Annotated in this window: 22 protein-coding genes; 18 read left to right on the top strand and 4 right to left on the bottom strand. The window is 68.2% G+C overall.

The window, feature by feature from the left end; genetic code table 11:
• Positions 1-28: 28 nt before the first annotated feature.
• Positions 29-685 (top strand): MAB_1171c family putative transporter, encoded by a 657-nt coding sequence (locus LCD35_RS12090; RefSeq protein WP_308016906.1) that lies wholly within the window; start codon positions 29-31, stop codon positions 683-685.
• Here the strand turns inward: LCD35_RS12090 and LCD35_RS12085 are convergent.
• A complete protein-coding gene (locus tag LCD35_RS12085) occupies positions 676-1,119 on the bottom strand; it encodes a helix-turn-helix domain-containing protein (protein WP_224962149.1) in 444 nt (147 codons plus the stop codon). The genes LCD35_RS12090 and LCD35_RS12085 overlap by 10 nt on opposite strands.
• 359 nt (positions 1,120-1,478) lie before the next feature.
• Here LCD35_RS12085 and LCD35_RS12080 point away from each other — a divergent pair, with 359 nt between their 5' ends.
• The 14 genes from LCD35_RS12080 (at position 1,479) to LCD35_RS12010 (ending at position 12,428) form a co-directional block, all read left to right on the top strand.
• The gene (locus LCD35_RS12080) at positions 1,479-2,084 is read left to right on the top strand and encodes a GGDEF domain-containing protein (RefSeq protein ID WP_225044203.1); all 606 of its coding nucleotides are present in this window, start codon (positions 1,479-1,481) and stop codon (positions 2,082-2,084) included.
• Positions 2,085-2,111: 27 nt separating this feature from the next.
• Positions 2,112-2,693, top strand: coding sequence for a hypothetical protein (locus LCD35_RS12075; protein ID WP_225044202.1), 582 nt, complete (start codon positions 2,112-2,114; stop codon positions 2,691-2,693).
• Positions 2,690-3,184, top strand: a complete 495-nt coding sequence (locus LCD35_RS12070; RefSeq protein WP_225044201.1) for a hypothetical protein — start codon at positions 2,690-2,692, stop codon at positions 3,182-3,184. Before LCD35_RS12075 ends, LCD35_RS12070 begins: the two co-directional genes overlap by 4 nt.
• Positions 3,184-4,029 carry a hypothetical protein gene (locus LCD35_RS12065; RefSeq protein ID WP_225044200.1) on the top strand — a complete coding sequence of 282 codons (846 nt, stop codon included), beginning with the start codon at positions 3,184-3,186 and terminating at the stop codon, positions 4,027-4,029. Before LCD35_RS12070 ends, LCD35_RS12065 begins: the two co-directional genes overlap by 1 nt.
• A gap of 61 nt (positions 4,030-4,090) precedes the next feature.
• On the top strand, positions 4,091-4,759 hold the full coding sequence (locus LCD35_RS12060; RefSeq protein WP_225044199.1) for an SAF domain-containing protein: 669 nt from the start codon (positions 4,091-4,093) through the stop codon (positions 4,757-4,759).
• 34 nt (positions 4,760-4,793) lie between these two features.
• On the top strand, positions 4,794-5,594 hold the full coding sequence (locus tag LCD35_RS12055) for a hypothetical protein (RefSeq protein WP_225044198.1): 801 nt from the start codon (positions 4,794-4,796) through the stop codon (positions 5,592-5,594).
• Positions 5,591-6,925, top strand: coding sequence for a CpaF family protein (locus LCD35_RS12050; protein ID WP_225044197.1), 1,335 nt, complete (start codon positions 5,591-5,593; stop codon positions 6,923-6,925). The genes LCD35_RS12055 and LCD35_RS12050 overlap by 4 nt, the downstream gene beginning before the upstream one ends.
• Positions 6,922-7,761 (top strand): type II secretion system F family protein, encoded by an 840-nt coding sequence (locus LCD35_RS12045; protein WP_225044196.1) that lies wholly within the window; start codon positions 6,922-6,924, stop codon positions 7,759-7,761. The genes LCD35_RS12050 and LCD35_RS12045 overlap by 4 nt, the downstream gene beginning before the upstream one ends.
• Positions 7,758-8,627, top strand: coding sequence for a pilus assembly protein TadB (locus tag LCD35_RS12040; RefSeq protein WP_225044195.1), 870 nt, complete (start codon positions 7,758-7,760; stop codon positions 8,625-8,627). The genes LCD35_RS12045 and LCD35_RS12040 overlap by 4 nt, the downstream gene beginning before the upstream one ends.
• A gap of 16 nt (positions 8,628-8,643) precedes the next feature.
• A complete protein-coding gene (locus LCD35_RS12035) occupies positions 8,644-8,895 on the top strand; it encodes a hypothetical protein (protein WP_225044194.1) in 252 nt (83 codons plus the stop codon).
• A gap of 17 nt (positions 8,896-8,912) precedes the next feature.
• Complete coding sequence (locus tag LCD35_RS30305) at positions 8,913-9,320, top strand: TadE/TadG family type IV pilus assembly protein (RefSeq protein ID WP_304621299.1); 408 nt, start codon at positions 8,913-8,915, stop codon at positions 9,318-9,320.
• Complete coding sequence (locus tag LCD35_RS12020) at positions 9,317-9,754, top strand: TadE/TadG family type IV pilus assembly protein (RefSeq protein ID WP_225044193.1); 438 nt, start codon at positions 9,317-9,319, stop codon at positions 9,752-9,754. Before LCD35_RS30305 ends, LCD35_RS12020 begins: the two co-directional genes overlap by 4 nt.
• The gene (locus tag LCD35_RS12015; protein WP_225044192.1) at positions 9,751-10,167 is read left to right on the top strand and encodes a hypothetical protein; all 417 of its coding nucleotides are present in this window, start codon (positions 9,751-9,753) and stop codon (positions 10,165-10,167) included. Before LCD35_RS12020 ends, LCD35_RS12015 begins: the two co-directional genes overlap by 4 nt.
• Positions 10,164-12,428, top strand: a complete 2,265-nt coding sequence (locus LCD35_RS12010) for a BTAD domain-containing putative transcriptional regulator (RefSeq protein WP_225044191.1) — start codon at positions 10,164-10,166, stop codon at positions 12,426-12,428. Before LCD35_RS12015 ends, LCD35_RS12010 begins: the two co-directional genes overlap by 4 nt.
• A 33-nt stretch (positions 12,429-12,461) precedes the next feature.
• On the opposite strand, the gene LCD35_RS12005 is transcribed toward LCD35_RS12010, so the two are convergent.
• The 3 genes from LCD35_RS12005 to LCD35_RS11995 all read right to left on the bottom strand — a co-directional run bounded on the left by LCD35_RS12005 (position 12,462) and on the right by LCD35_RS11995 (position 15,516).
• Entirely contained in the window at positions 12,462-13,259 is a 798-nt protein-coding gene (locus tag LCD35_RS12005) for an IS5 family transposase (protein WP_225044190.1), read from the bottom strand.
• Positions 13,260-13,318: 59 nt separating this feature from the next.
• Entirely contained in the window at positions 13,319-13,951 is a 633-nt protein-coding gene (locus LCD35_RS12000) for a TetR/AcrR family transcriptional regulator (RefSeq protein WP_225044189.1), read from the bottom strand.
• A gap of 149 nt (positions 13,952-14,100) precedes the next feature.
• The gene (locus tag LCD35_RS11995; protein WP_225044188.1) at positions 14,101-15,516 is read right to left on the bottom strand and encodes an amidase; all 1,416 of its coding nucleotides are present in this window, start codon (positions 15,514-15,516) and stop codon (positions 14,101-14,103) included.
• A 205-nt stretch (positions 15,517-15,721) separates the two neighbouring features.
• Here LCD35_RS11995 and LCD35_RS11990 point away from each other — a divergent pair, with 205 nt between their 5' ends.
• From LCD35_RS11990 to LCD35_RS30450, 3 genes are all read left to right on the top strand, one after another.
• Positions 15,722-17,131, top strand: a complete 1,410-nt coding sequence (locus tag LCD35_RS11990; RefSeq protein ID WP_225044187.1) for an FAD-binding oxidoreductase — start codon at positions 15,722-15,724, stop codon at positions 17,129-17,131.
• A gap of 319 nt (positions 17,132-17,450) precedes the next feature.
• Complete coding sequence (locus tag LCD35_RS11985) at positions 17,451-18,848, top strand: NAD(P)/FAD-dependent oxidoreductase (RefSeq protein ID WP_308011274.1); 1,398 nt, start codon at positions 17,451-17,453, stop codon at positions 18,846-18,848.
• Positions 18,845-20,227: a M28 family metallopeptidase gene (locus LCD35_RS30450; protein ID WP_225044186.1), complete on the top strand. Its 1,383-nt coding sequence runs from the start codon at positions 18,845-18,847 to the stop codon at positions 20,225-20,227. Before LCD35_RS11985 ends, LCD35_RS30450 begins: the two co-directional genes overlap by 4 nt.
• The last annotated feature ends 114 nt before the right edge of the window (positions 20,228-20,341 follow it).

The following is a 20,341-nucleotide window of genomic DNA, read 5'->3' as shown; positions in this document are numbered from 1 at the left end:
TCCACGACAGCCTCCTCCAACTCACCACCTGCCTCATCCAACACCGACGCACCCAAACCTTCTGTTAGCAGTTCTTAGCGCAGCGGTGGCTGCCAACCTCTTGTCGGCCAGCTCCACCGCTGCCGGCGTACTCCTCGGCCCCGAAAACGAGGTCGTCCCGCAACTTCGCCGGGTCTACCTCGGGTTCATCGTCGTAGCCATCCCCGGGCTGGCCGTCGGGCTTGCTCTACCGATCCTGGTCAGCATGGCCGCAGCCGCACCGCTGTGGTGGCGGCACTGGCAGGAGTACCGCGCACTCGGCCCGCTATGGAAACGAGTACACCAAACGTTCCCCGGGGTGACCTTGCGCCGTCCGATCGGCGCCGTGCGCCCGTGGAGCATTCACGCACGTCGCTATCGTCGCGCCTGCGAGATTCGTGATGGATTGCTCATGCTCGCCCCGTACTACCCCGTGCGACCCGACGCAGCTGCATCGGCAGTGGACGTCCATGCCGCGAATGTCGAGGAAGCCTTCCGAGCGAGGGAGGAAACCCGCCACGAAGGCAGTGAGGCCGTCGGCGGGCCCGTCAACGCGCCCATCCCTCAAGGTGAGCACACCGCAAGCTTGGATGACGACGTCCGTTGGCTGACTCAACTCTCCAAAGCCATCTTCCGCCCAGGCACGAAATCGGCCGTTCAGCCCTGATCGGGCTCGACGTTCTTCAACGCGTCCAGCATCGCCAAAATCTGCCGCCGCTGATGCGGACTAGCCTCCCCGGCTCTCATCGCGATGGCTCGGACGTCCCGGTCGGCGAGCTGCTGTTGCAACGACACGTCCTGCTCCGGCGACGCATCGTCACCCGCCAGGAAGGAGACCGTGACAGGCGGCGTGTCCGGTCCACGGTGCGCGTTGAAGAAGGAGACCAGCGCGGTGAGCACGTTCAGCCCAGGGTTGGTGTTGCGACCGTTGCGCAGCCCGTCGATGTAGCTCTTGGACAGTCCCGTGCGCTCGGCAACGTACTGGTTGGATACCCGGCGCCGCCGCCCCTCTTCGTCGACATAGGTGATCTCGTCGAAGAGACCGCGCAACCGCGCCACGAACACCGAGTGCCCGTGCCCTGCGGCGTCCTCCCCGCGCATCTGTCCTCCTTCGCGGTGCAGCCCCCAGCGACACACACCTTCTTGATCGCAGTATAGAGGGCCAGGCCCTAAGAACAACACCGCACATCGGGTTGATAGCTCTTCATAATGGGTTTACTGCCGAAGGCAGCTCACCATAGTGAGCTAGTAGAACTGGTCCGGCCAGGCCGAAAGCTCACGCGCCTGCACCGAAGCACAGGGCGACGAGGCCTGGCGAAGGTCTCCGCTTCCGTCAAGATCGGAAAGGATATGCTATGCCGTCGAAAGCTCACGCCAGCGCACTTGCGCGGGCATGGTTTCCCACCTGGCTATCAGCCCATGGACGAGACGCAGCCAAGGCTTTTGGGAAGCTCTCCTCCTTGCACAGCTACGTCTCCAAGCTTCGGCAGCGGAACGAGTTCTGGCGCCGGTACGCCGAAGTTCTGGAGGCGGAACTGGCAGCAGCGAGCGCGCGGGCATGGGATGTGGTCGCCGAAGTACCGCTGCGCTCGACTTGGGAGTCCGTGGCGAAGGCCCGTCTGCACGGGGAACCGGATCGCACAGCGCTGGTATGGGCTGACCTCGACTGCTTCAAGGAAGTCAACGACACTTACGGACACATCGCCGGAGACGCGGTGTTGAGAGAGGTCGCACGACGGTTGGATCGGGCGTTCGCTGACGGAGCTCCGGTGGTCACCCGCCTTGGCGGCGACGAGTTCGGAGTTGTTGTCCGGGACCTCGCGATGGCCGACCTCACTGGATTCAGCCAGTCGATGTCGACGCCGATCGACCTGCCCTATGGGCAGCAAATCGAGGTCAGGGCATCGGTTGGAGTTGCGAAGGCTGCCGAAGAGAACGGCCACAGCCTGGAGGGCCTGCTGCGCGTGGCCGAAGCCGCAGCCTACGCCGACAAGCAGCAGGCGAACCCAGGACGGGGACGGTCCCGCACCAGTCGGCGGGGCGCGGTGCTTGGAGTCGCACGATGACGGCCTGCGCAGGACACGGTGGCGCTCATGATCACGATGTTGTGGGGTCTGGCAGCTGCGCCGCTGATCGCGGTGAGCCTGGTGCCTTGGCTTCCCCGGTGGTGGATGCCGGTCGTGGCCGGGGCGAGCTTGGCGTTGTTGTCGGCGGCGGTGCAGGCGCGGTTCGGTGGGGATCCGGCGTTGGCGGCGTGGTGGTGGCTGGCGGTGGTCGGGGTGGTGTTGGGGTTGATCGACTCGGTGCACCACCGGTTGCCGCATCCGTGGACGGCGATCCTGCTGCTCGGCGGCATGGTGGTCTTCGGTGGTCTCCGGCCGGAGGTGCTTCCCCGGCTGGTGGCTGCGAGCGTGATGGTGCTGGCGGTGGGGCTGCTGGTGCAGTGGGCGGTGCCTGGGCACATCGGGTTCGGGGACACGCTGTTGCTGGTGGCGCTGACGCCGTATTGGGCGTGGTCGGGCTGGTTCGCGGTGCTGGCCGGGCTGGTCACGGCGCACTTGGTGCTCGGGATGTTCGCGGCGGGGGCGTGGCTTTCCGGGCTGCGGGGGCCGGGCGTGCGAATCGCGGCCGGGCCGGGGTTGCTGCTCGGTGCGTGGCTGCCGTTGCTGGCGTGATCATGGCCGGGTTGACGGGGTGCGCGCAGGCTCCGCAGCCTGCGGCCCCGGAGCCTCCGATCGCTCCCCCGCCGCACGCGGACGCCCGGTTCTCCGACGAGCAGGCCGCGGTCGCAGAGGCCTACGAGCGGTTCTGGGTGGTCTCGCGCGGGCTGCCGCAGCACCCGGCCGAGCGGTGGCGTCCGGAGCTGGAACAGGTGGCCGCCGGGTCGATGGCCGAGACGATCTTGGACAACCTCGGCCATCAGCGCGAACACCGCATCGTCCTCTACGGCGAGGTCCATCCACGGATCAGCGACGTCCGCCTTGGCTCCGATCGCGCAGTCGTCACCGATTGCCAGGATTCCAGCAGCGCGGGACAGGCCGATGCGTCCTCCGGGGAACCGAAGACGGTCGGGGTGGCGCGCAACCCGGTGTCAGGCAGCCTCCAGCGCGGCCCTAACGGCGCTTGGCGGGTCACGCGGATCGACTACCCGAAGGGTGTGTGCTGATGCGGGGCGCGTGCTTCGCCGTCGCGATGGTCGGTGCGCTGCACGGCACGGTCCTGCTGTCTCCTGCGGTCGTCGCCGAAAGCGGAGTTGTGGTCAGCCCGGGAGATGCCGACGGCCTCTTCGGACCGCCGTCGATCGATCTCGGCGCGGCGACCGGCGGCACTGCACCGGGCACGGGCAGACCGGGTTCGGCACAGCCAGGCGGCGGGGTGGGATCGGGTGTTCCGGGTCCGCCGCTGGGGTTGAGCTGGTCGAGCGGCGACGGAGTTCCGGAGTGGTTCACCGCGATCCCGGAGTTCCGCTTCCCGGACTTCGGTGATCCTGCGGCACCACCGTCTCCGGGTGCGCTGGCCGGGCAGGCGGTCGAGCAGTTGCAGCTGCCGTTGCCGACGCCGGCGCACTCGCCCGACGTGGCCTTACCGGATGGTCGCGCGGCGACGGTGGTCGGTGAGCACACCTGGTTCCGGACCGAGCGGGCCCGGTGGGTGCCGGTGTCGCGGCGAGTCGAGTCCGGTGCGGTGTGGGCCGAGGTCACCGCCACCCCGACCCGGCTGAGCGTCGATCCCGGCAACGGGCAGGCGAGGGTGTCGTGCCCGGGACCGGGCACTCCGTACACCCGCGACGCCGGGCTGCACGCCCCCTCGCCGGACTGCGATCTCGTCTACGAACGCTCCTCCGCCGGGGCCCCAGGCGAGCAGGTGCGGGCGCAGTGGGCGATCACCTGGGCCGTGTCGTGGCGCGGGTTCGACGGCACCGTGCCCGTCGGCGGGACGCTGCCGGAGATGACCTCCCGCGCAGACGTGGATCTCGCGGTCGTCGAGGCGCAAGCACTCACCACCGGCTGACACCTCCGCATCACTACTCACTTCGCTTTCGCACTTTTTCCTTTCTGCATTGGGGAGAACTATGTCCACAACCAGCACACCACCCGCGCCGGCGGAGCCGTCGCGACAGCAGGAATCGGCACCGCCGCGGGTGCCTGGTCGGCGCCGACGGTGGGTGTGGATCACCTCGGGGGTGCTGATCGCCGCGGCGGTCGCGGGGAACGCGGCGCTGGTGGCGCACCTGGCCGACCGGGCACCGGTGCTCGTGCTCGCCCGGGACGTGGCGTGGGGCCAGCCGATCACCCCGGACGACGTCGTCGCACGCGACCTTCCAGCCGAGGTCGGCGCGTTCGCCGTCCCCGATACTGCGCGGTCCGGGTTCATCGGCCAGGTCGCCGCAGCGAACCTGCGGACCGGAGATCTCCTGTCCCAGCGGGACGTATCCGCACAAGCGGTGCCAGGCCCGGGGCAGCGGGTCCTCGGACTGCGCCTCGATCCCGGGCACTACCCCGCGGGCGGGCTGACGCCCAACGATCCGATCGCCGTGCACCCCGCCCCGGACGACACCACGGCCAGCACGACGCAGGCCACCGACGGGCAGGAGTTCCTCGCGCGGGTGGTGCGCACCTCACTACCGGATGCCGAGGGGGCGATCACCGCCGACGTCCTCATCCCCGAAACCACCTCCACGGCCGCGGTCGAGGCGGCCGTGGGCGGAGCGCAGGTCAGCCTCCTCGGCCCCGCCCGCTAACCCCATTTTCCCTGTGTGGAAGGAGAACGTCGTCATGGCGATCACAGAGTTGATCAGTGCCCTCGGTGCTCCGGGGGTGTCGACCACGGTCGCGGCACTGTCCACGGCGTGGCCGGGGCCGGTACTGGCGGTCGATGCCGACCCGGTGCGCGGGTCCCTGGTGCCGGGGTGGCTGTCGCGATGGTGGGTCGACGGGCGCATCACCACCGACGGGGTGGTGACCTTCGCCGCCAGCACCCGCCGCATGCCCTCCGTTCCTGCCGAAGGGCTCGCCGGTCACGCCCAAGAGGTGCCGCACGCCCGGCACGTGCGGGTGCTGCCCGGGGTGCTGCACCGCGAGCAGACCACCGCGATCGATTCGGAGGGCTGGTCCCGGTTGGCCAGCGCCCTGCGGGATCTTTCCCGCTCCGGCCCGGACGTGCTCGTCGATGCCGGGCGGTGGTCGCCTGCGACCCCGTGGCCGTTGCTCGCGGAAGCGGACCGGGTGCTGCTGGCGGTGCGGCCGAGCCTGCGGTCGTGCTCGGGCAGCACCGATCTCGCCCGCCACTTGGCCGACCGGTATGCCGCGGTGGAACTGGCGGTGCTGGCAGCCGATTCCCACGGCACAGCCGACACCGCCGCAGTGCTCGGACTGCCGGTGGGCCTAACCGTGCCCGAGGACGCGATGAGCGCGCAGGTGTTCAGCGACGGTGCCCGGATCCCAGCACGCCTCGAGCGGCGGCCCTTGTGGAAAGCGACACGCCGCAACGCCCGCGCCCTGCACCACCAAGCCCACCGTCCGGTGCGGTTCGAGACCAACGCCGCGCTCGACCTGTTGAAAGCGGGCAACGAATGAACACGCTGCTGCCCTGGTTCGACGACGGGGACCCGATCCCCGTCCCCGAAGCCGTCCAAGCTCTTCGCACGATGGTCGCGGCCCGGCTCGACGGCGGGGAGCGCGACTGGGAGGCAGTCGTCGGCGAAGAGGTCACGGCCTGGGTCGCCGACCGGGCGCGCCGCGGTCTGCCCGAGCTGTCCCACCCGGCGGAGCGCCGCCTCGCCACGGCCGTGCGCGGTGCGGTCGCCGGGCTCGGCGGCCTCGCCCCGCTACTGGACCGCGACGAGATCGAGAACATCCACATCCACGGCCACGACCAGGTCCTCGTGGAATGCGCCGACGGCACGACGAAACGCTGGCCGTACCCGGTCGCCGACTCCGACGACGCGCTACTGGATCTGCTCGGGGAGATGTTCGCGCGCCTCGGGCGCACGAGCCGGGAGTTCTCCCCGGCCCACCCGATCGCGAACATGCGCATCCCCTTCGGCGGTCCACTCGGAGCACGCGTGGCGGCGGTGCGGGAAGTGTGCGATCGGCCGCGCGTGGCGATCCGGCGCCACCGCCTCGCCCACGCCACCCTCGACGACCTCCACGCGAACGGCACCCTCGACGACCGCCTCCACGCCTTCCTGGCCGCGGCGGTCGCCACCGGGCTCAACATCCTCGTCAGCGGCGGCCCCTACACCGGCAAGACGACGTTGCTGCGCGCGTTGTGCCAACAGATCTCCCCGGTCGAGCACGTGATCACCGTCGAAGACGACTACGAACTCGGCCTGCACCTCGACCAGCGGCGACACCCTCTGGTCACCGCGTGGGAAGCCCGCACCGCCGGAGCCGAAGGCGCCGGCGAGATCACCCTCGACGACCTGCTCAAGCAGGCGCTACGGCACTCGCCGTCGCGGGTGATCGTCGGCGAGGTCCGTGCCGGGGAGATCACCGCGCTCCTGCGAGCCTTGGGCAACGGGGCCGCCGGGGGGTTGGGAACCCTGCACGCCACCAGCGCCGCCGCCGTCCCGGACCGGATCGCCGCGCTCGGCCAGCTCGCGGACCCGCCGCTGCCGATCACCGCCGCGCACCGCTGGACCGCCTCCGCGCTCGACCTCATCGTCCACGTCACCCGCCACGACACCCCCCACGGCCGCCACCGCACCATCGGCGAGATCGTCGAAGTCGGCCCGATCGGGGATGGTGACGGCCCGGACCTCACCACGCTATTCGCCACCCCACCCGGCCAGCACCACGCCATCCCGGTCGGCCCGCCCAGCCCCCGCCTGCTCTCCCGCCTGCACGCCGCAGGGCTCGACCCCGACGTGTTCGCACCACCGGTGTTCGCGGGTGATCGCCGATGAACGGCATCGTTCTCACCGGCGCAGCGTGCGGGCTCGCTGCCGCCCTCGCCATCCTGATCGTCCTCTATGGACGCAGCGGCACGCCGATACGGCACCGCCCATCCCCGGGATGGTGGTCGGCGCGGTGGCTCCGGCTCGCCCTCGTCGCCGTCGGCCTCGGTTCAGGGGCCTGGTGGGTGACCGGGTGGCCGGTCGGCGGCATCGCAGTCGCCGCAGGCGTGCTCGGCCTGCCCCACCTGCTCTCCCCCAGCCACACCCGGCACGGCATCGAACGCGCCGAAGCGCTGGTGACCTGGACCCGGCGTGTCGCCGACCTGCTCGCCTCCGGGGCCGGAGGACTCGCCCAGGCGATCACCCGCTCCGCAACCACCGCACCAGAACCGCTGGTGGAACCGGTCGGACGGCTCGCACAACGGTCCCGCACACACGGCATGGAAGCCGCGTTGCGGGCCTTCGCCGACGAGCTCGCCGATCCCGCGGCCGACGCGATCGTGCTCGCCCTGCTGCTGCGGCTGCGCACCGGCGGACGCGGCCTCGCCGAACTCCTGCACTGCCAGGCCGACGCCCAGGCACGCGAGATCGCCGCCCGCCGGGACGTCGAAGCCGACCGGGCCAAACCCCGTACCACGGTGCGCTCCCTGATCGGCATCACCCTGACCACGCTCGCCGGGCTACTGATCTTCGCCGGGCCCTACCTCGCACCGTTCTCCACCGGCACCGGCCAGCTCGTACTCGCGGGGATCGCGGTCTTCGGGGCGGGCGCGCTGGTGTGGATGCACCGGCTCACCACCCCACCCCCACCACGCCGCTACCTCACCACCGGGGAGGCCCGATGATGCCCCTCGCCCTGCTGCTCGGACTCACCCTCGGCACCGGACTGGCCCTGGCATTCGCCGCGATGCTGCCCACAGCACCGCTACGCCTGGACGCCGCACTCGACCAGATCACCACCCGCACCGCCGAAACCAGCGACCCCCGCCTGCTCACCGCCCGCCTCGCGAGCCGGGCGGCCCGAGCCCGGCATCCCTGGCTCGGGCTCCCCACCACCGACCTCGACCTGCTGGAACGAACCCCACAGCAGTACCTGGCCCAGCGCGTGCGCGGGACGGCGCTCGGCACCACGACCGGAGCCGGGATCGGCCTGCTCGCAAGCATCACCGGTGTGCCGCCCACGCCCGCCGTGATTCTCGGCGTCGTGGGAGGGGCCGGGCTCGGCGGCATGCTCCCCTACTTCCAGCTCCGCGACGCCGCCGCACGGCGCCGCGAGGACTACCGCCGTGTGCTCGCGGTCTACCTCGACCTCGTCGCCCAAGAACGCAACGCCGGCCGCGCCGCCACACCCGCGCTGCGCGAGGCCGCCGAGCTCACCGAGCACCCGCTGTTCCTGCGCATCCGGGCCACCGTCGCGCAAGCGCACCGGCTCGGCCACACCCCCTGGGACGCGCTGCGCGACCTCGGCGACCGGCTTCGGCTCTCGGAGCTCGCCGAGGTCGCCGACCTGGCCGACACCGCCGCCGACGGTGCGGCCATCGCCACCAGCCTGCACACCAAAGCCGCCTCGCTTCGCCATGCCGCGCTCGCCGCCGACACCGCCGACGCCCACTCCCGCAGCGAACGCCTCACTCTGCCGACCTCGCTGCTGATGCTGGCCATCCTCGGCCTCGTGCTCTACCCGACCCTCGCCCAGCTCCTCACCACCTGATCGGAAGGAACCGCTCATGCACACCACAACCCGCCACGCCCTGCACCGCAGCCTCGACGCGCTTCAGTACTGGGTGCTCACGCTCGTGCTCGCCACGACCGACGTCCTCGACCAGCTCGCCTCCCGTGTCCGCCGAATCCGGTTCGACGACACCGGTTCCGAGACCACCGAGAAGGCCGTGTTGACCGCGATCGGCCTGGCCGTCGCGGTCGGGCTCGGCGCCGCGATCACCGCCGTGGTCAACAAGTACCAAGGCCAAATCCACTAGCCGAAGGACCCTCTCCCATGTCTGTCCACACCAGACTCATCTACTCGGATCGGGGTTCGGAGACCGTGGAAACCGCGGTGCTGGTCGGGCTGGCGCTGGTGCTGCTGGTCTCGGTCGTGCAGGCCGGGTTGTGGTGGCATACCCGCAGCCTGTGCCAGCACGCCGCCGCCACCGGCCTGCACGCCGCCCGCACCTACAACGCCACCCCAGGCGCCGGAGAACACGCCGCCGCCGACTTCCTCACCCGCGCGCCGAACGCCGCCACCGACCCCACCACGAGCGTGGAAACCGCAGCTGAGGCGGTGATGGTGCGGGTGTCGGCGACCGCGCCGCGCGTGCTGCCCATCCCCGGCCTCGAGTTCCGCGTCACCCGCACGGCGACGGCCGAACGGGAGAGGTTCACGACGCCGGGAGGCAGATCATGAAGCGCCCGTGGAACACGTTCTCGGAGGAGGGTTCGGCGAGCGTGGAGCTCGCCGTGCTCACCCCAGTGGTGCTGGTGGTGTTGGCCGTGGTGATCGCGGGCGGGCGGATCGTGGGCGCCCACGCCGCCCTGGACACCGCCACTACCGCCGCCGCCCGCGCGGCTTCGCTGGCCCGCACCGCACCCGCAGCACACGCCGCAGCCAGCACCACGGCCCGCGACACCCTGGCGCAGGAAGGCCTACACTGCGGACAGCAGGCCCTCGCCGTGGACACCAGCGGCTTCGACGTACCGCTCGGCCGCACCGGCAGCGTCGCAGTACGGGCCTCCTGCACCGTGGCACTCGCCGACCTCGCCCTGCCCGCCATGCCCGGCAGCATCCCACTGCACACGGAGTTCACCAGCCCACTCGACCCGTTCCGGGGACGCACATGACACCCCACGACCACCACCCGGATCGGGGTTCGGTGAGCGTGCTGGTCGCGGTCCTGCTGCCCGCCCTCCTGCTCGTGCTCGCACTCGTCGTGGACGGGGCCGACCGGATGCGGGCGCTGGCCCGAGCCGACGCCGTCGCAGCCGAAGCCGCCCGCGCCGCCCTCACCGCCCTCGACACCCGCACACCCCAGATCACCCTCGACACCGCGACTGCACGCTCGGCCGCCCAAGACGCGCTGGCGGCAAGCGGGCACCGCGGCGAGGTCACCCTCGACGGGCAGCGCACCGTGCGCGTCACCGTGACCCATACCGAACCCGCCGTCATCGGCCTGCTCGACCCGATCCACCACGTCACCGGGCACGCCGAGGCGCAGCTCGGTGTCGGCACCAGCAACTCCGGGCTCGCCCCATGATCCTGCTACTCGCGTTCCTGCGACGGCTCCCGATTCTGCTCGGGCTGCTGTTCCTGCTCACGGTCCTGCCCGCGCTGCTCGTGCTGGGTACCCAGTGGTCCGACTGGCCCGAACTCACCTGGCCACCGCTGCACACTGGGTTCCTCGGTGAATTCGAGTCCGCACACTTCCGGGCCTGGACGGTGGACAGCTATCACGAGATCCGCCTCACCCTCGGCGTGGACGGCTTCGTGGTCGGCGGGTGCCTGCTGTTCATGTGGGCCCTCTGGGGCGTGACGATCTGCTGGATCACCGAAGACACCTACCTCCTGCTCCGCTACGGGACCAGGCAGCTCCGCGAACACGGACCCGACGGGACACGCGGGTGGATCACAGCCTTGGTCACCGGCACCGTCCTGCTCGGCACCGCCACCCCCAGTCTCGCCAGTGCACTGCCTTCGAACCCGGTGGCGGCCAACGCGCCCCGCCACCCCGGCGGCCCACAGCACAACCCCGAAGTGCCGTCGGCCGCACCGGAGACGGACGGGCACCACGCCCCCGGCCCGTCCGTCTCCGGCCCCGCCGGACCCGCGGTGTTCGTTCACCGCGGCGACAGCCTCTGGCTCCTCGCCCAAATTCACCTCGGCGACGGGAATCGGTGGACCGAGATCACCCACCTCAACCCCTACCTCTCACCCGAACCCCGATACCTGCCGGCCGGGCAGTGGCTGCGGATGCCCGACGACGCCGTGCGCACCGAACCCCCGCCACTCCCGGACGATGTCCGGTGGGTCACCGTCGGCAACGACGACACCCTCACCGGCCTCGCCCAACACCACCTCGGCGACCCCGATCGATGGCAGGAGATCTTCGACCTCTACCAGGGGCGCACTCAAGCGTCGAACCGCACGCTGCGCTACCCGCATGTCCTCATGCCCGGATGGCGGCTCGCCCTCCCACTTACCAACACCACCCACCCGGCTACGCAGCCTCCGAAACCACCTGCCGGAGAGAACGAGCCGATCCAGCCTCGTCCAGGGCCTGCGCCGAAGGCCCCGGTGACACCGCCCTCCCAACCTGATCGCACACCCCCGGCCCGTTCACCGAGCGGGCCGCCGTCGCCGGGAGTGATCGCGGTCCTGTCCACAGCCGGGCTCGTGGGCGCCGCCGTGGTGATGCGGTATCGGTTCCGCCTACGCCACATCCCCAAGACCGCAGGCAGCCCACTTCCTACCGTGTATCCACTCCCGGTCGCCGTGCACCGCACTCGCCTTGAGCCCGATACCTCCAGCGATGACGACCTCGCCGATGAGTATCCCGGCGAGGCCGCCGGCCCCAGCGTCTCCGCCCACCGCGGCGACGACTCCCGCGCGCAGGAGACCACCCGAACGGCACGCCCGCCCGCCCTCATGACCGTCTCGCCGAGCCCCGGTCCTGACGAACACGAGGCCGAGCCCGAGAGTCCGCCCTCCACCACGCCCGCTGCGCCGCGTGCACCGCACGCCGAGCCCGAGGCCCCGGCGGAACAGTCAGCGAGGTTGCGGGTGACCGTGTTCGGCCAGCCCCGCCTGCACTGGCACCAGCCCGGCCAGCAATCGGGTCCTCGTGAGGTCGGGTTGCAGCCCCGGATGCGGGACGTGCTCGTCTACCTCGCCCTGAACCCCGGCGGTGCCGGGCGGGACGAAATCCTGGAAGCGTTGTGGGGCGAAGCCGTTCCGGGCAGCAACGCGCTCAACACCACCCTGTCCCGGCTGCGCAGAATCCTGACCCGCCTCGATCACGACCTCGGCGAACTCGTGCACGCCCGCCACGGCCACTACCGCCTCAACACCATCCTGGCCACCACCGACTACCACGACTTCACCACCGCCGTGACCACCCGCCGCACCGCGACCACCGACACCCAGCGTGCCGAAGCCCACGAGACCATCATCGCCGTCTACCAAGGCGACCTCGCCGACGGCATCGACACCACCTGGATCGAACCCGTCCGCGAACACGCCCGCCGCACCTACCTCGACACCATCACCGCACACACCCGCGCACTCGCCCCACGCGACCCGCACCGCGCCCTGGGAATACTCGAACACGCCCGAGACCTCGCTCCATTCCACGAGCCGCTCTACCGCGACATCATGCGCCTGCAACACACCCTCGACCACACCGACGACATCGCCCGCACACTCACCCTGCTCCACAGCACACTCGCCGACATCGACACCACACCCCACCCCGACACCCTCCTCCTCGCCGAACAACTCCAACACCCCCACAACAGGTAAAGAAAAGGGCCACACGACCACTAAGAGCGTGTCTCACTTGGTGTTTTGGAGTCGTTTGAAGCAGACGAGGGCTGCGGCCAGGGCATGGAAGGCTTTGAAGGTGTCGGCGCGGCGTTCGTAGCGCAGGGTCAGTCGGCGGTAGCCGGTGAACCAGGCCATGGAGCGTTCGATGACCCACCGGTGGCGGCCGAGACGTTCCTTGGACTCGATGTCCTTGCGTGCCAGCCGGGGTCGGATTCCCTTGTCCCGCGACCATCGGCGACGTTCGCGGCTGTTGTAGGCCTTGTCGCCATGCAGCTTGGCGGGCTTGCGGCGTCGCGGCCCGCGTCGGGAGCGGATCGGCGGGATCGCGTTGACCAGTGGGATCATCGCCTCGCCATCAGCGGTGTTGCCCGCAGAGATCCCGGTGGCATCGGAGAGCACATGCAGTTTCGAACCGGGTTTGCCGCGGTCGACCGGGCTTGGGCCGGTCATAGGTCCCCTTTTTTTGGCGCGCACGTGGGCGGCGTCCACTACCGCTCGGGGCCAGTCGATCAAGCCCTGGCCACCTAATTCGTCCAGCACCGCGTGATGGATCCGCGCCCACAGCCCTTCCTCGGTCCAGCGCACGAACCACCGGTGCGCGGTCGGGACCGTGACCCCGAACGACGGTGGCAGCCACGGCCACGCACACCCACTAGTGAGCACATACACGGTCGCCGTGAACACCATCCGAGCATCCGCCGGCGCCCTGCCGCCACCCTGCGGACGCTCCCTGACCTCGGGAATCAACGGCTCGACCAGCTCCCACAACTCGTCAGGAACCAACCGCCGCGACAACGCATCAACCACAACGGACGATCACCCCGGATGGCGGGTCAAGATCCAAACGAGACACGCCCTGAACACCATCACCGCCAAGACACCTTCACCGGCAGGTTGAGTAGCCGCATGAAGTGGCGCATTGCTTCGATTTGCCTTTCGGCGGTCCACAACTCTGGGTGTTCGATTGCCGACAGCACGACGCCGCTGGTCCATAGTCGGATGAGGTCTACTGTCGCGTCGAGCTCCTCGGGCGAGATCAAGCTTTGTACCGCATTCTTGATCAGGTCGCGCATACCGGGTTCGATGCGGTCGAGGTGTCGTGCGACGGCCGGTTCCACATTGCGGTGGCTTACCAGCGCCACACGGGCGCGCTCGACGGCCATCGCCTCCTCGTCGATCGGCAGGAAGTATCGGACTACTGCCTCGATGCGGTCATGTGGGTCTTCGATCGAGGCGAGTTCCTCTTGCATGGATTGCGCCTCGTCCAGGGTTTCCTGAAGCATTCGTGTCAGCAACGCCTCCCGGTTCGGGAAGTAGTGGGTGACCATTGTGACCGAACCTCCGAGTCGGTCGCTGACAGCGCGGAGCGTGAACTTGGCGAACCCGGATTCTCCCAGCACCGCGGTCGCCGCGGCCACGATCTCCTGTCGCCGCTGCTCATGGTCGACATGAATCGGCACTGCGCCGCCCCCGCTTCTATCGGTCACATCGTTGTACAACGACGCGATCATAGACGAGACCGCCGGGTCCGCCGACTCGTCACCGCTGAGTCGGCCCACTCATCTTTTGGTTCAGGCGATCGGCCCGAGCGGCGGCACTACTTCGCGGCGAGGGGTACGGCCGCCCGCAGCGGCTTACAAGTGCTTTCTCACAGTGCGGGGCGGCGAGCGTGCCAGGTCGTGATGCGCTCGTACCGTGCGGCGATGGAGATGACATCGGCGTCAGCCCACAGGTGGCCGACGAACTGCAGGCCGATCGGTAAGCCTTCTGAGTCGAAGCCACAGGGCAGGTTCAGCGCTGGCAAGCCGGCATGGCTGGGCGGCTCGGTCATCGAATGGATCAGGATGCCCAGTGGAGGGACTTCCTGGCCGTCGACGAGGCGGATCGGGCCGCGATCGCCACCGTGGGGGAAGGCCGACACCGGGGTCGTGGGGGTGACGAGCACGTCCGCTCCGGCCATGGCCGTGGCGAAGGCGTTGTAGATTTCGGTCTTTCCTTCACGGAAAGCCCAGTTGACCTCTTTGCCGGTGACACCCTCGGCACGTCGAGCGAGGTCGTGGCACATCGGCCATAGTTCGACGCCGTTGGCATGCATCTGCTCGACGAGTTCCAGGTAGTCAAATCCGTTGATACGTTCGAAAAACTGAGCCGTGTCAGGCAGTGTCACGCTCACCTCCTCGACCACGGCACCGTCCGAGCGCATGTCCTCCAGCGCCTGAATGAATGCCGCCCGCACCTCAGGGTCGAGGACGCTCTGTCCCAGATCGGAGCAGGCTGCGACACGGATGCCGGTCAGATCGCCTGGTGTGCATGCCGCCTCGACGTAACTGCGCGTATCTCGCGGTATCGAGAAGCGGTCGGCGGGGTGGTGCCCGTGGGTCGCTTCGAACACCAGCGCCGCATCGAGCACGGTCCGCGCGATCGGCCCCTCTGTCGCGTCACCGTCGGTGTTGTCGACGGTGGGGATCCGTCCGATCGACGGCTTGATTCCCACCGCGCCACATAGCGAAGCGGGTACTCGGATCGAGCCACCGCCATCCGTGCCCCAGGCCACCGGCCCTACCCCGGAGGCGACAGCCGCGGCGGCACCCCCGCTGGATCCGCCGGCGGTATACCCGGGCCGCCATGGCGTGCTCGTCGATCCCGTCAGCTTGCTCTCGGTCACTCCGAGTAGCCCGAATTCGGGTGTGGTGGTTTTCCCGAGCAGGATGGCGCCCTGCTGCTTGAGTCGTGCCCAGCCGATCGCATCGTCGTCCGGGACGAATTCGGCGAAAGCCGTACAGCCATAGGTGGTGCGCACCCCCGCGGTCTCGACGAGGTCCTTCACGGTGACCGGAATCCCGAACAGCGGCGGGAGGTGCTCACCGGATCGCAGCCGACGTTCGGCCTTGTGGGCCTGCGCCCGTGCTTCGTCGCCAGCCCTCGTGACAATGACATTGAGCAGCGGGTCGACATGATCCATCCGATCCAGTATGGCGTCCACCACTTCGACTGGCGAGACCTCACGACGCCGGTAGAGCTCCCCGATCTCCATGGCGGTCTTCCAGTACAGCTCATCCGACATGCCTGCTCCATCCCGTCCCGGACCGCGGTGAACACCCGGTAGCCCAACAGATCATGCCGATTATGTGCGACACACGTTGTATAACGCAACGGATACTTCCTGCTATCGTCGGACACGCCCGACCGGACCGGCCGGACGGGATCAGCCGGGAGGCATGCATGACCACCTGTCCCGATGAGAGCCATCGGCCGAGCGGGGAGAAGTGATGAGCGATCCGAGCATCAGCAGACCGCGCCTGCCGCGTGAGCGCGGGTGGGGGCCTGACCCGCTCGAAGGGTCCAAACTTCGCCCCCTGTGGCTGGACACTCCCGACCGTCCCGCGCCGCGGCTTCCGCTCACCGACGACATCGAAGTCGATCTGCTTGTGGTCGGCGGGGGCTTCACCGGCCTGTGGACTGCGCTTCGAGCTGTCGAACGCGACCCGGGGCGCCGGGTCGTGCTCATTGAAGGCGACCGCATTGCCGAACACGCCACCGGCAGAAACGGCGGGCTGTGCGAGGCGAGCATCACTCACGGCGAGCACAACGGGCGCGCCCGCTGGCCCGAAGAGTACGACCGGCTCGACGAGATCGGCATGCGCAACCTCGACGACATCGAGCAGACCGTCGGCCGCTACGGCATCGCCTGCGGGTTCCGCCGCGGGGGCTCGCTGTCCGTGGCCACTCGTTCGCACGAGGTCTTGCGGCTGCGCCCGGACCGCGAAGGTTTCCTCGATGCCACTGCCACCCGGTCCATCGTCGATTCACCGACCTACCTTGCCGGGAGGTACAGCCGCGACGACTGCGCCGTCGTCGATCCGGCACGATTGGCGTGGGGGTTGGCCGACACCGCTGAGGCGCACGGTGTGCGGATCTATGAACACACCCGACTCGACTCGCTGCGGTACAAAGGCGGTCGGGTCCGGGCTACGACCGCCGGCGGTACCGTGCACGCCGCGAACGTCGTGTTGGCGACGAACGTCTTCCCCGGACCGCTGAATCGGCCGCGTTGGTCGGTCGTCCCCGTCTACGACTACGTCCTTGCGACCGAGCCCCTCACCGACGAGCAGCTTCGTTCTTTGAACTGGGACCCCGCCATCGGTGTGACCGACTCCGGTAACCAGTTCCACTACTACCGGATCACACCGGACCGCCGGGTTCTCTGGGGCGGTTATGATGCCGTCTATCACTTCGGCAGGTTCATCCGCAGCGAACTTCAGGATCGGCGAACCACTTTCGAGAAGCTCGCGCAGCACTTCGCCGATACGTTCCCTCAGCTTGAGGGAATTCGATTCACCCATCGCTGGGCAGGGGTCATCGACACTTCCACTCGCTTCGCTGCTTTCTTCGGCCGCGCTCACCGGGGCCGAACTGCCTATGCAACGGGGTTCACCGGACTCGGCGTGGGTGCCTCGCGGTTCGCCGCCGACGTCATGCTGGATCAGCTTGCCGGCCTCGATACCGAACGCACCCGCCTGCGCATGGTTCGGGAAAAACCGATGCCGTTCCCGCCCGAACCGATCACCTGGCTCGGCATCCGGATCACTCGCTGGTCATTGGAACGCGAGGACCGTACAGGACGGCGCAACGTGTGGCTGCGATTGCTCGATCGTCTGGGGCTGGGGTTCGACTCATAGTGCGATGGTCATCGACGACTGCGCACGTTCCGCTCGGCCTGTACCCCCACCAGCCCCTGAGAATTATTGACGGGTCAAACCGAGGTGTGGCGTCCGGATCAGGTCCTGCAACGAAACCAAAACGTGCCAGCCACGTCTCGGGAACCGAGATCACCGACGAGGTCGTCCTCGTCGGCGAGAACCATTTCGGCGGGCCCCTGTCAGAAATGTCGTATGCCGGGGCCGAACACTCCGGTGATGACCAGGCCATCATGGCACCAGCCCGGGAATCACGCCCCGTTGCAGTGCTCGACGTTCTCGATCGATGGAGAGGCGAATCGTGAGTTTCACCAGCACTTCCCGGGATGCAGGACACGACGTGGTGGTGGTCGGTGCCGGGGTGACCGGCCTGACCGCCGCGTGGCGCTTGGCTGAGGCAGGACGTGACGTGGTGGTCTTGGAAGCCCGTGAACGGGTCGGAGGTCGGCTGCTCACCGAGCGATACGGTGACGATGACGGGGCGGACTTCGAGATGGGCGGTCAGTGGATCGCCCCCGACCAGACCGCACTACTGGCGCTGCTCGACGAACTCGGGCTGCAGACCTTTACTCGCCATCGGGCCGGGCACTCTCTCTACCTGGACCGCAGTGGAAGATCACATCGCTTCGACGACGAGCTCCCGGTGCGGGGGCGGACTGCGGCCGGAATCCAGACACTGACCGCGACTCTCGACGCACTCGCTGCTCAAATCGATCCCCAGCGGCCCTGGACGCATCCCGATGCACGACGGTTGGACCGGGTCTCCTTCGGTACGTGGCTTGAGCAGCAGTGCGACGATCGTGAGGCGTGCGAGAACATCGCGCTCTACATCGGACCCGCGATGCTGACCAAACCGCCGCACGCGTTTTCCGTGCTGCAGGCTCTCCAGATGTCGGCGAGCGCAGGCTCGTTCAGCAATCTGCTCGACGCCGATGTCATCCTTGACCGGCGCGTCAAGGGCGGCCTGCAGTCGGTCCCCCTCGTACTCGCCGAGCGGCTCGGACAACGAGTAAGGCTGGGCGTCGAGGTCACCCGGATTGTGTGGGATGACCACGGCGCCACTGTGCACACCGCGGATGAGACGGTCCGGGCATGTCAGGTCGCACTGGCCGTGCCGCCGCCAGTGCTTCGTCGGGTCCGTTTCTCGCCGGCGCTGCCGACTGAGCGCAGGATGGCCATGGAGCATCAGTCATTCGGTCTTGTGATCAAGGTGCAAGCAGCGTATCCGAACCCGTTTTGGCGCGAAGAAGGGCTCAGCGGCACCGGATTCAGCCCGTATCAGGTGGTGCACGAGGTCTACGACAACGCTCCGGCCGACGATCAGCGCGGGTTCCTTGTCGGGTTCGTCTCCGATGTGAACGCCGATGAGGTGAGCCGCCTCAGCGGCAGGGCACGTCGCGAGCGGATTCTCGACTCGCTGGCGGCTTACTTCGGTGATCTAGCCCGTGACCCACTGCTCTACGTGGAATCCGACTGGCAGCACCAGGAGCTGACCGGCGGCGCCTACGGGAGCACGTTCGACCTGGGAGGCCTGACCCGCTACGGAGCAGCCCTGCTCAAGCCGGCGGGGCCCCTTGAGTTCGGCAGCAGCGACACAGCCGGGCACGGTTTCCTGCACGTCGATGGCGCCGTCCGAGTCGGCGAACACCTCGCCGCACGCCTGTTGGGTAACACGACAGAAAAAGAGGAATTCAAGTGACCAACACGTTCAAACCTGAGCTGCTTCCCAGCACTGATAAGATTTTCAACACCATCCACGATCTGGTTTCGATCGGGCCACGACGAACCGGCACCCCCGAAGGAAAATCCTCGGCCTACTATGTTGCCGATACTTTCCGCGCGCTCGGCATCACCGACGTTCGCATCGATGAGTGCCACTCCACCCGCTGGGAGGCAGATCACTGGGGATTGACCGTCGGCGGCGCAGACGTACCGTGCTTCCCGGTCACACACTCGTTCATAGGCGAGAACGACATTGCGGAGTTCTCCACCGGCAGCGATGGCTACACTGCGCGGCTCGTTGATCTCGACAGCTCGCCAACCGCCGAAGAATTAACAGGTGCGATCGTCATTTTTGATGTACATTTCATCGGCTCCGACGTCGCTGCGGAAGCGGGCCATGAAATCTCCACCTCGTTCCCTGATGGCACGTTGCCCGAAGGGAAGCTCATCGACCCCTACCATACGTCACTGCCCGACATCATTCCTCGTCTCGTACAGTCCGGGGCCGTTGGATTTATCGCCGTACTGGCCGACTACTTCGATTCCAACAGGTATATCAACGAGGATATCGGTGATATACCTATTCCAGGAATGTGGATCACTCGCAGGCAAGCGAACGAGGTCCGGGCCCGTCTACGTGCTACCCCCGTCGTTGAGGCTACGCTGTCGTTGCACGGCCGCCGCGAGCCGGCAACCGGATACAGTCCGGTGGCGGTCCTGCCCGGACGTAGCTCCGAATCCATTTTGATCCACTCGCACCACGATTCAGTGTGGTCCGGAGCGGTCGAAGACGCGAGCGGGACTGCGGTCGTGATCGCCCTGGCGGAGTACTTCGCATCCATCCCCATACAGGACCGCGCCCGTACCCTCATTTTCGCCAGCATGGATACCCATTTCACCGGATACGAAGCACATCAGGCGTTCGTTGATAAGTACGTCGACCACCCAGAAGACGGTCGAGAGATCCTTATCGATATCGCCATCGAGCACATCGCACGGTCTGGCCGTGTTGTCGATGGCGAATTGGTGACAGGCGACGAATCAGAACTCCGGCTGGTGCTGCACCGAACCGGACAGAAAGTCGAAGACTTGCTCGTGAAACTAACGAGTCCACTCGACCGGATCATGCTCCTTCCGACCTCGTTCCTCCCCACCGCGGAAATGCCCACTGATGCCGATTTTCATTACCAGGCGGGAATTCCGGTCATCAGTTTCATCTCGGCGCCGATCTACCTCTACGACGAGTGCGACACGCTCGACAAGGTGGACCGGGACCAGCTTCGTCCGATCACCGGCATGTTCGCCGAGCTGGCCACCGAGTTGCTAGACGAGCCACGGAAGCACTTCCACCCCTGAACAGTCGTCCCAGCGATTCGCGGGGGGGGGGGGGGGGGGGGGGGGGGGGGGGCGGGCCGAACGCCAGCGCGCAGGGAGTATTACTACCCGGGCGGAGAGTTCTAATTGAGGGGG

The organism is Saccharopolyspora sp. 6V (assembly GCF_020176785.1).
Taxonomy (GTDB): domain Bacteria; phylum Actinomycetota; class Actinomycetes; order Mycobacteriales; family Pseudonocardiaceae; genus Saccharopolyspora_C; species Saccharopolyspora_C gregorii.
Note: the sequence above shows the minus strand (reverse complement) of the source record. Positions and strands in the feature narration are given on the sequence as shown.

What these genes read in the sequence shown, in the direction of transcription:
- LCD35_RS12040 (WP_225044195.1), top strand. Translation starts at nt 7,758, where the DNA reads ATGATGCCCCTCGCCCTGCTGCTCGGACTCACCCTCGGCACCGGACTG.
- LCD35_RS11995 (WP_225044188.1), bottom strand. Translation starts at nt 15,516, where the DNA reads ATGTCGGATGAGCTGTACTGGAAGACCGCCATGGAGATCGGGGAGCTC.
- LCD35_RS12020 (WP_225044193.1), top strand. Translation starts at nt 9,317, where the DNA reads ATGAAGCGCCCGTGGAACACGTTCTCGGAGGAGGGTTCGGCGAGCGTG.
- LCD35_RS12050 (WP_225044197.1), top strand. Translation starts at nt 5,591, where the DNA reads ATGAACACGCTGCTGCCCTGGTTCGACGACGGGGACCCGATCCCCGTC.
- LCD35_RS12060 (WP_225044199.1), top strand. Translation starts at nt 4,091, where the DNA reads ATGTCCACAACCAGCACACCACCCGCGCCGGCGGAGCCGTCGCGACAG.
- LCD35_RS12015 (WP_225044192.1), top strand. Translation starts at nt 9,751, where the DNA reads ATGACACCCCACGACCACCACCCGGATCGGGGTTCGGTGAGCGTGCTG.
- LCD35_RS12010 (WP_225044191.1), top strand. Translation starts at nt 10,164, where the DNA reads ATGATCCTGCTACTCGCGTTCCTGCGACGGCTCCCGATTCTGCTCGGG.
- LCD35_RS30305 (WP_304621299.1), top strand. Translation starts at nt 8,913, where the DNA reads ATGTCTGTCCACACCAGACTCATCTACTCGGATCGGGGTTCGGAGACC.
- LCD35_RS12045 (WP_225044196.1), top strand. Translation starts at nt 6,922, where the DNA reads ATGAACGGCATCGTTCTCACCGGCGCAGCGTGCGGGCTCGCTGCCGCC.
- LCD35_RS12035 (WP_225044194.1), top strand. Translation starts at nt 8,644, where the DNA reads ATGCACACCACAACCCGCCACGCCCTGCACCGCAGCCTCGACGCGCTT.
- LCD35_RS11990 (WP_225044187.1), top strand. Translation starts at nt 15,722, where the DNA reads ATGAGCGATCCGAGCATCAGCAGACCGCGCCTGCCGCGTGAGCGCGGG.
- LCD35_RS12065 (WP_225044200.1), top strand. Translation starts at nt 3,184, where the DNA reads ATGCGGGGCGCGTGCTTCGCCGTCGCGATGGTCGGTGCGCTGCACGGC.
- LCD35_RS12055 (WP_225044198.1), top strand. Translation starts at nt 4,794, where the DNA reads ATGGCGATCACAGAGTTGATCAGTGCCCTCGGTGCTCCGGGGGTGTCG.
- LCD35_RS12075 (WP_225044202.1), top strand. Translation starts at nt 2,112, where the DNA reads ATGATCACGATGTTGTGGGGTCTGGCAGCTGCGCCGCTGATCGCGGTG.
- LCD35_RS12085 (WP_224962149.1), bottom strand. Translation starts at nt 1,119, where the DNA reads ATGCGCGGGGAGGACGCCGCAGGGCACGGGCACTCGGTGTTCGTGGCG.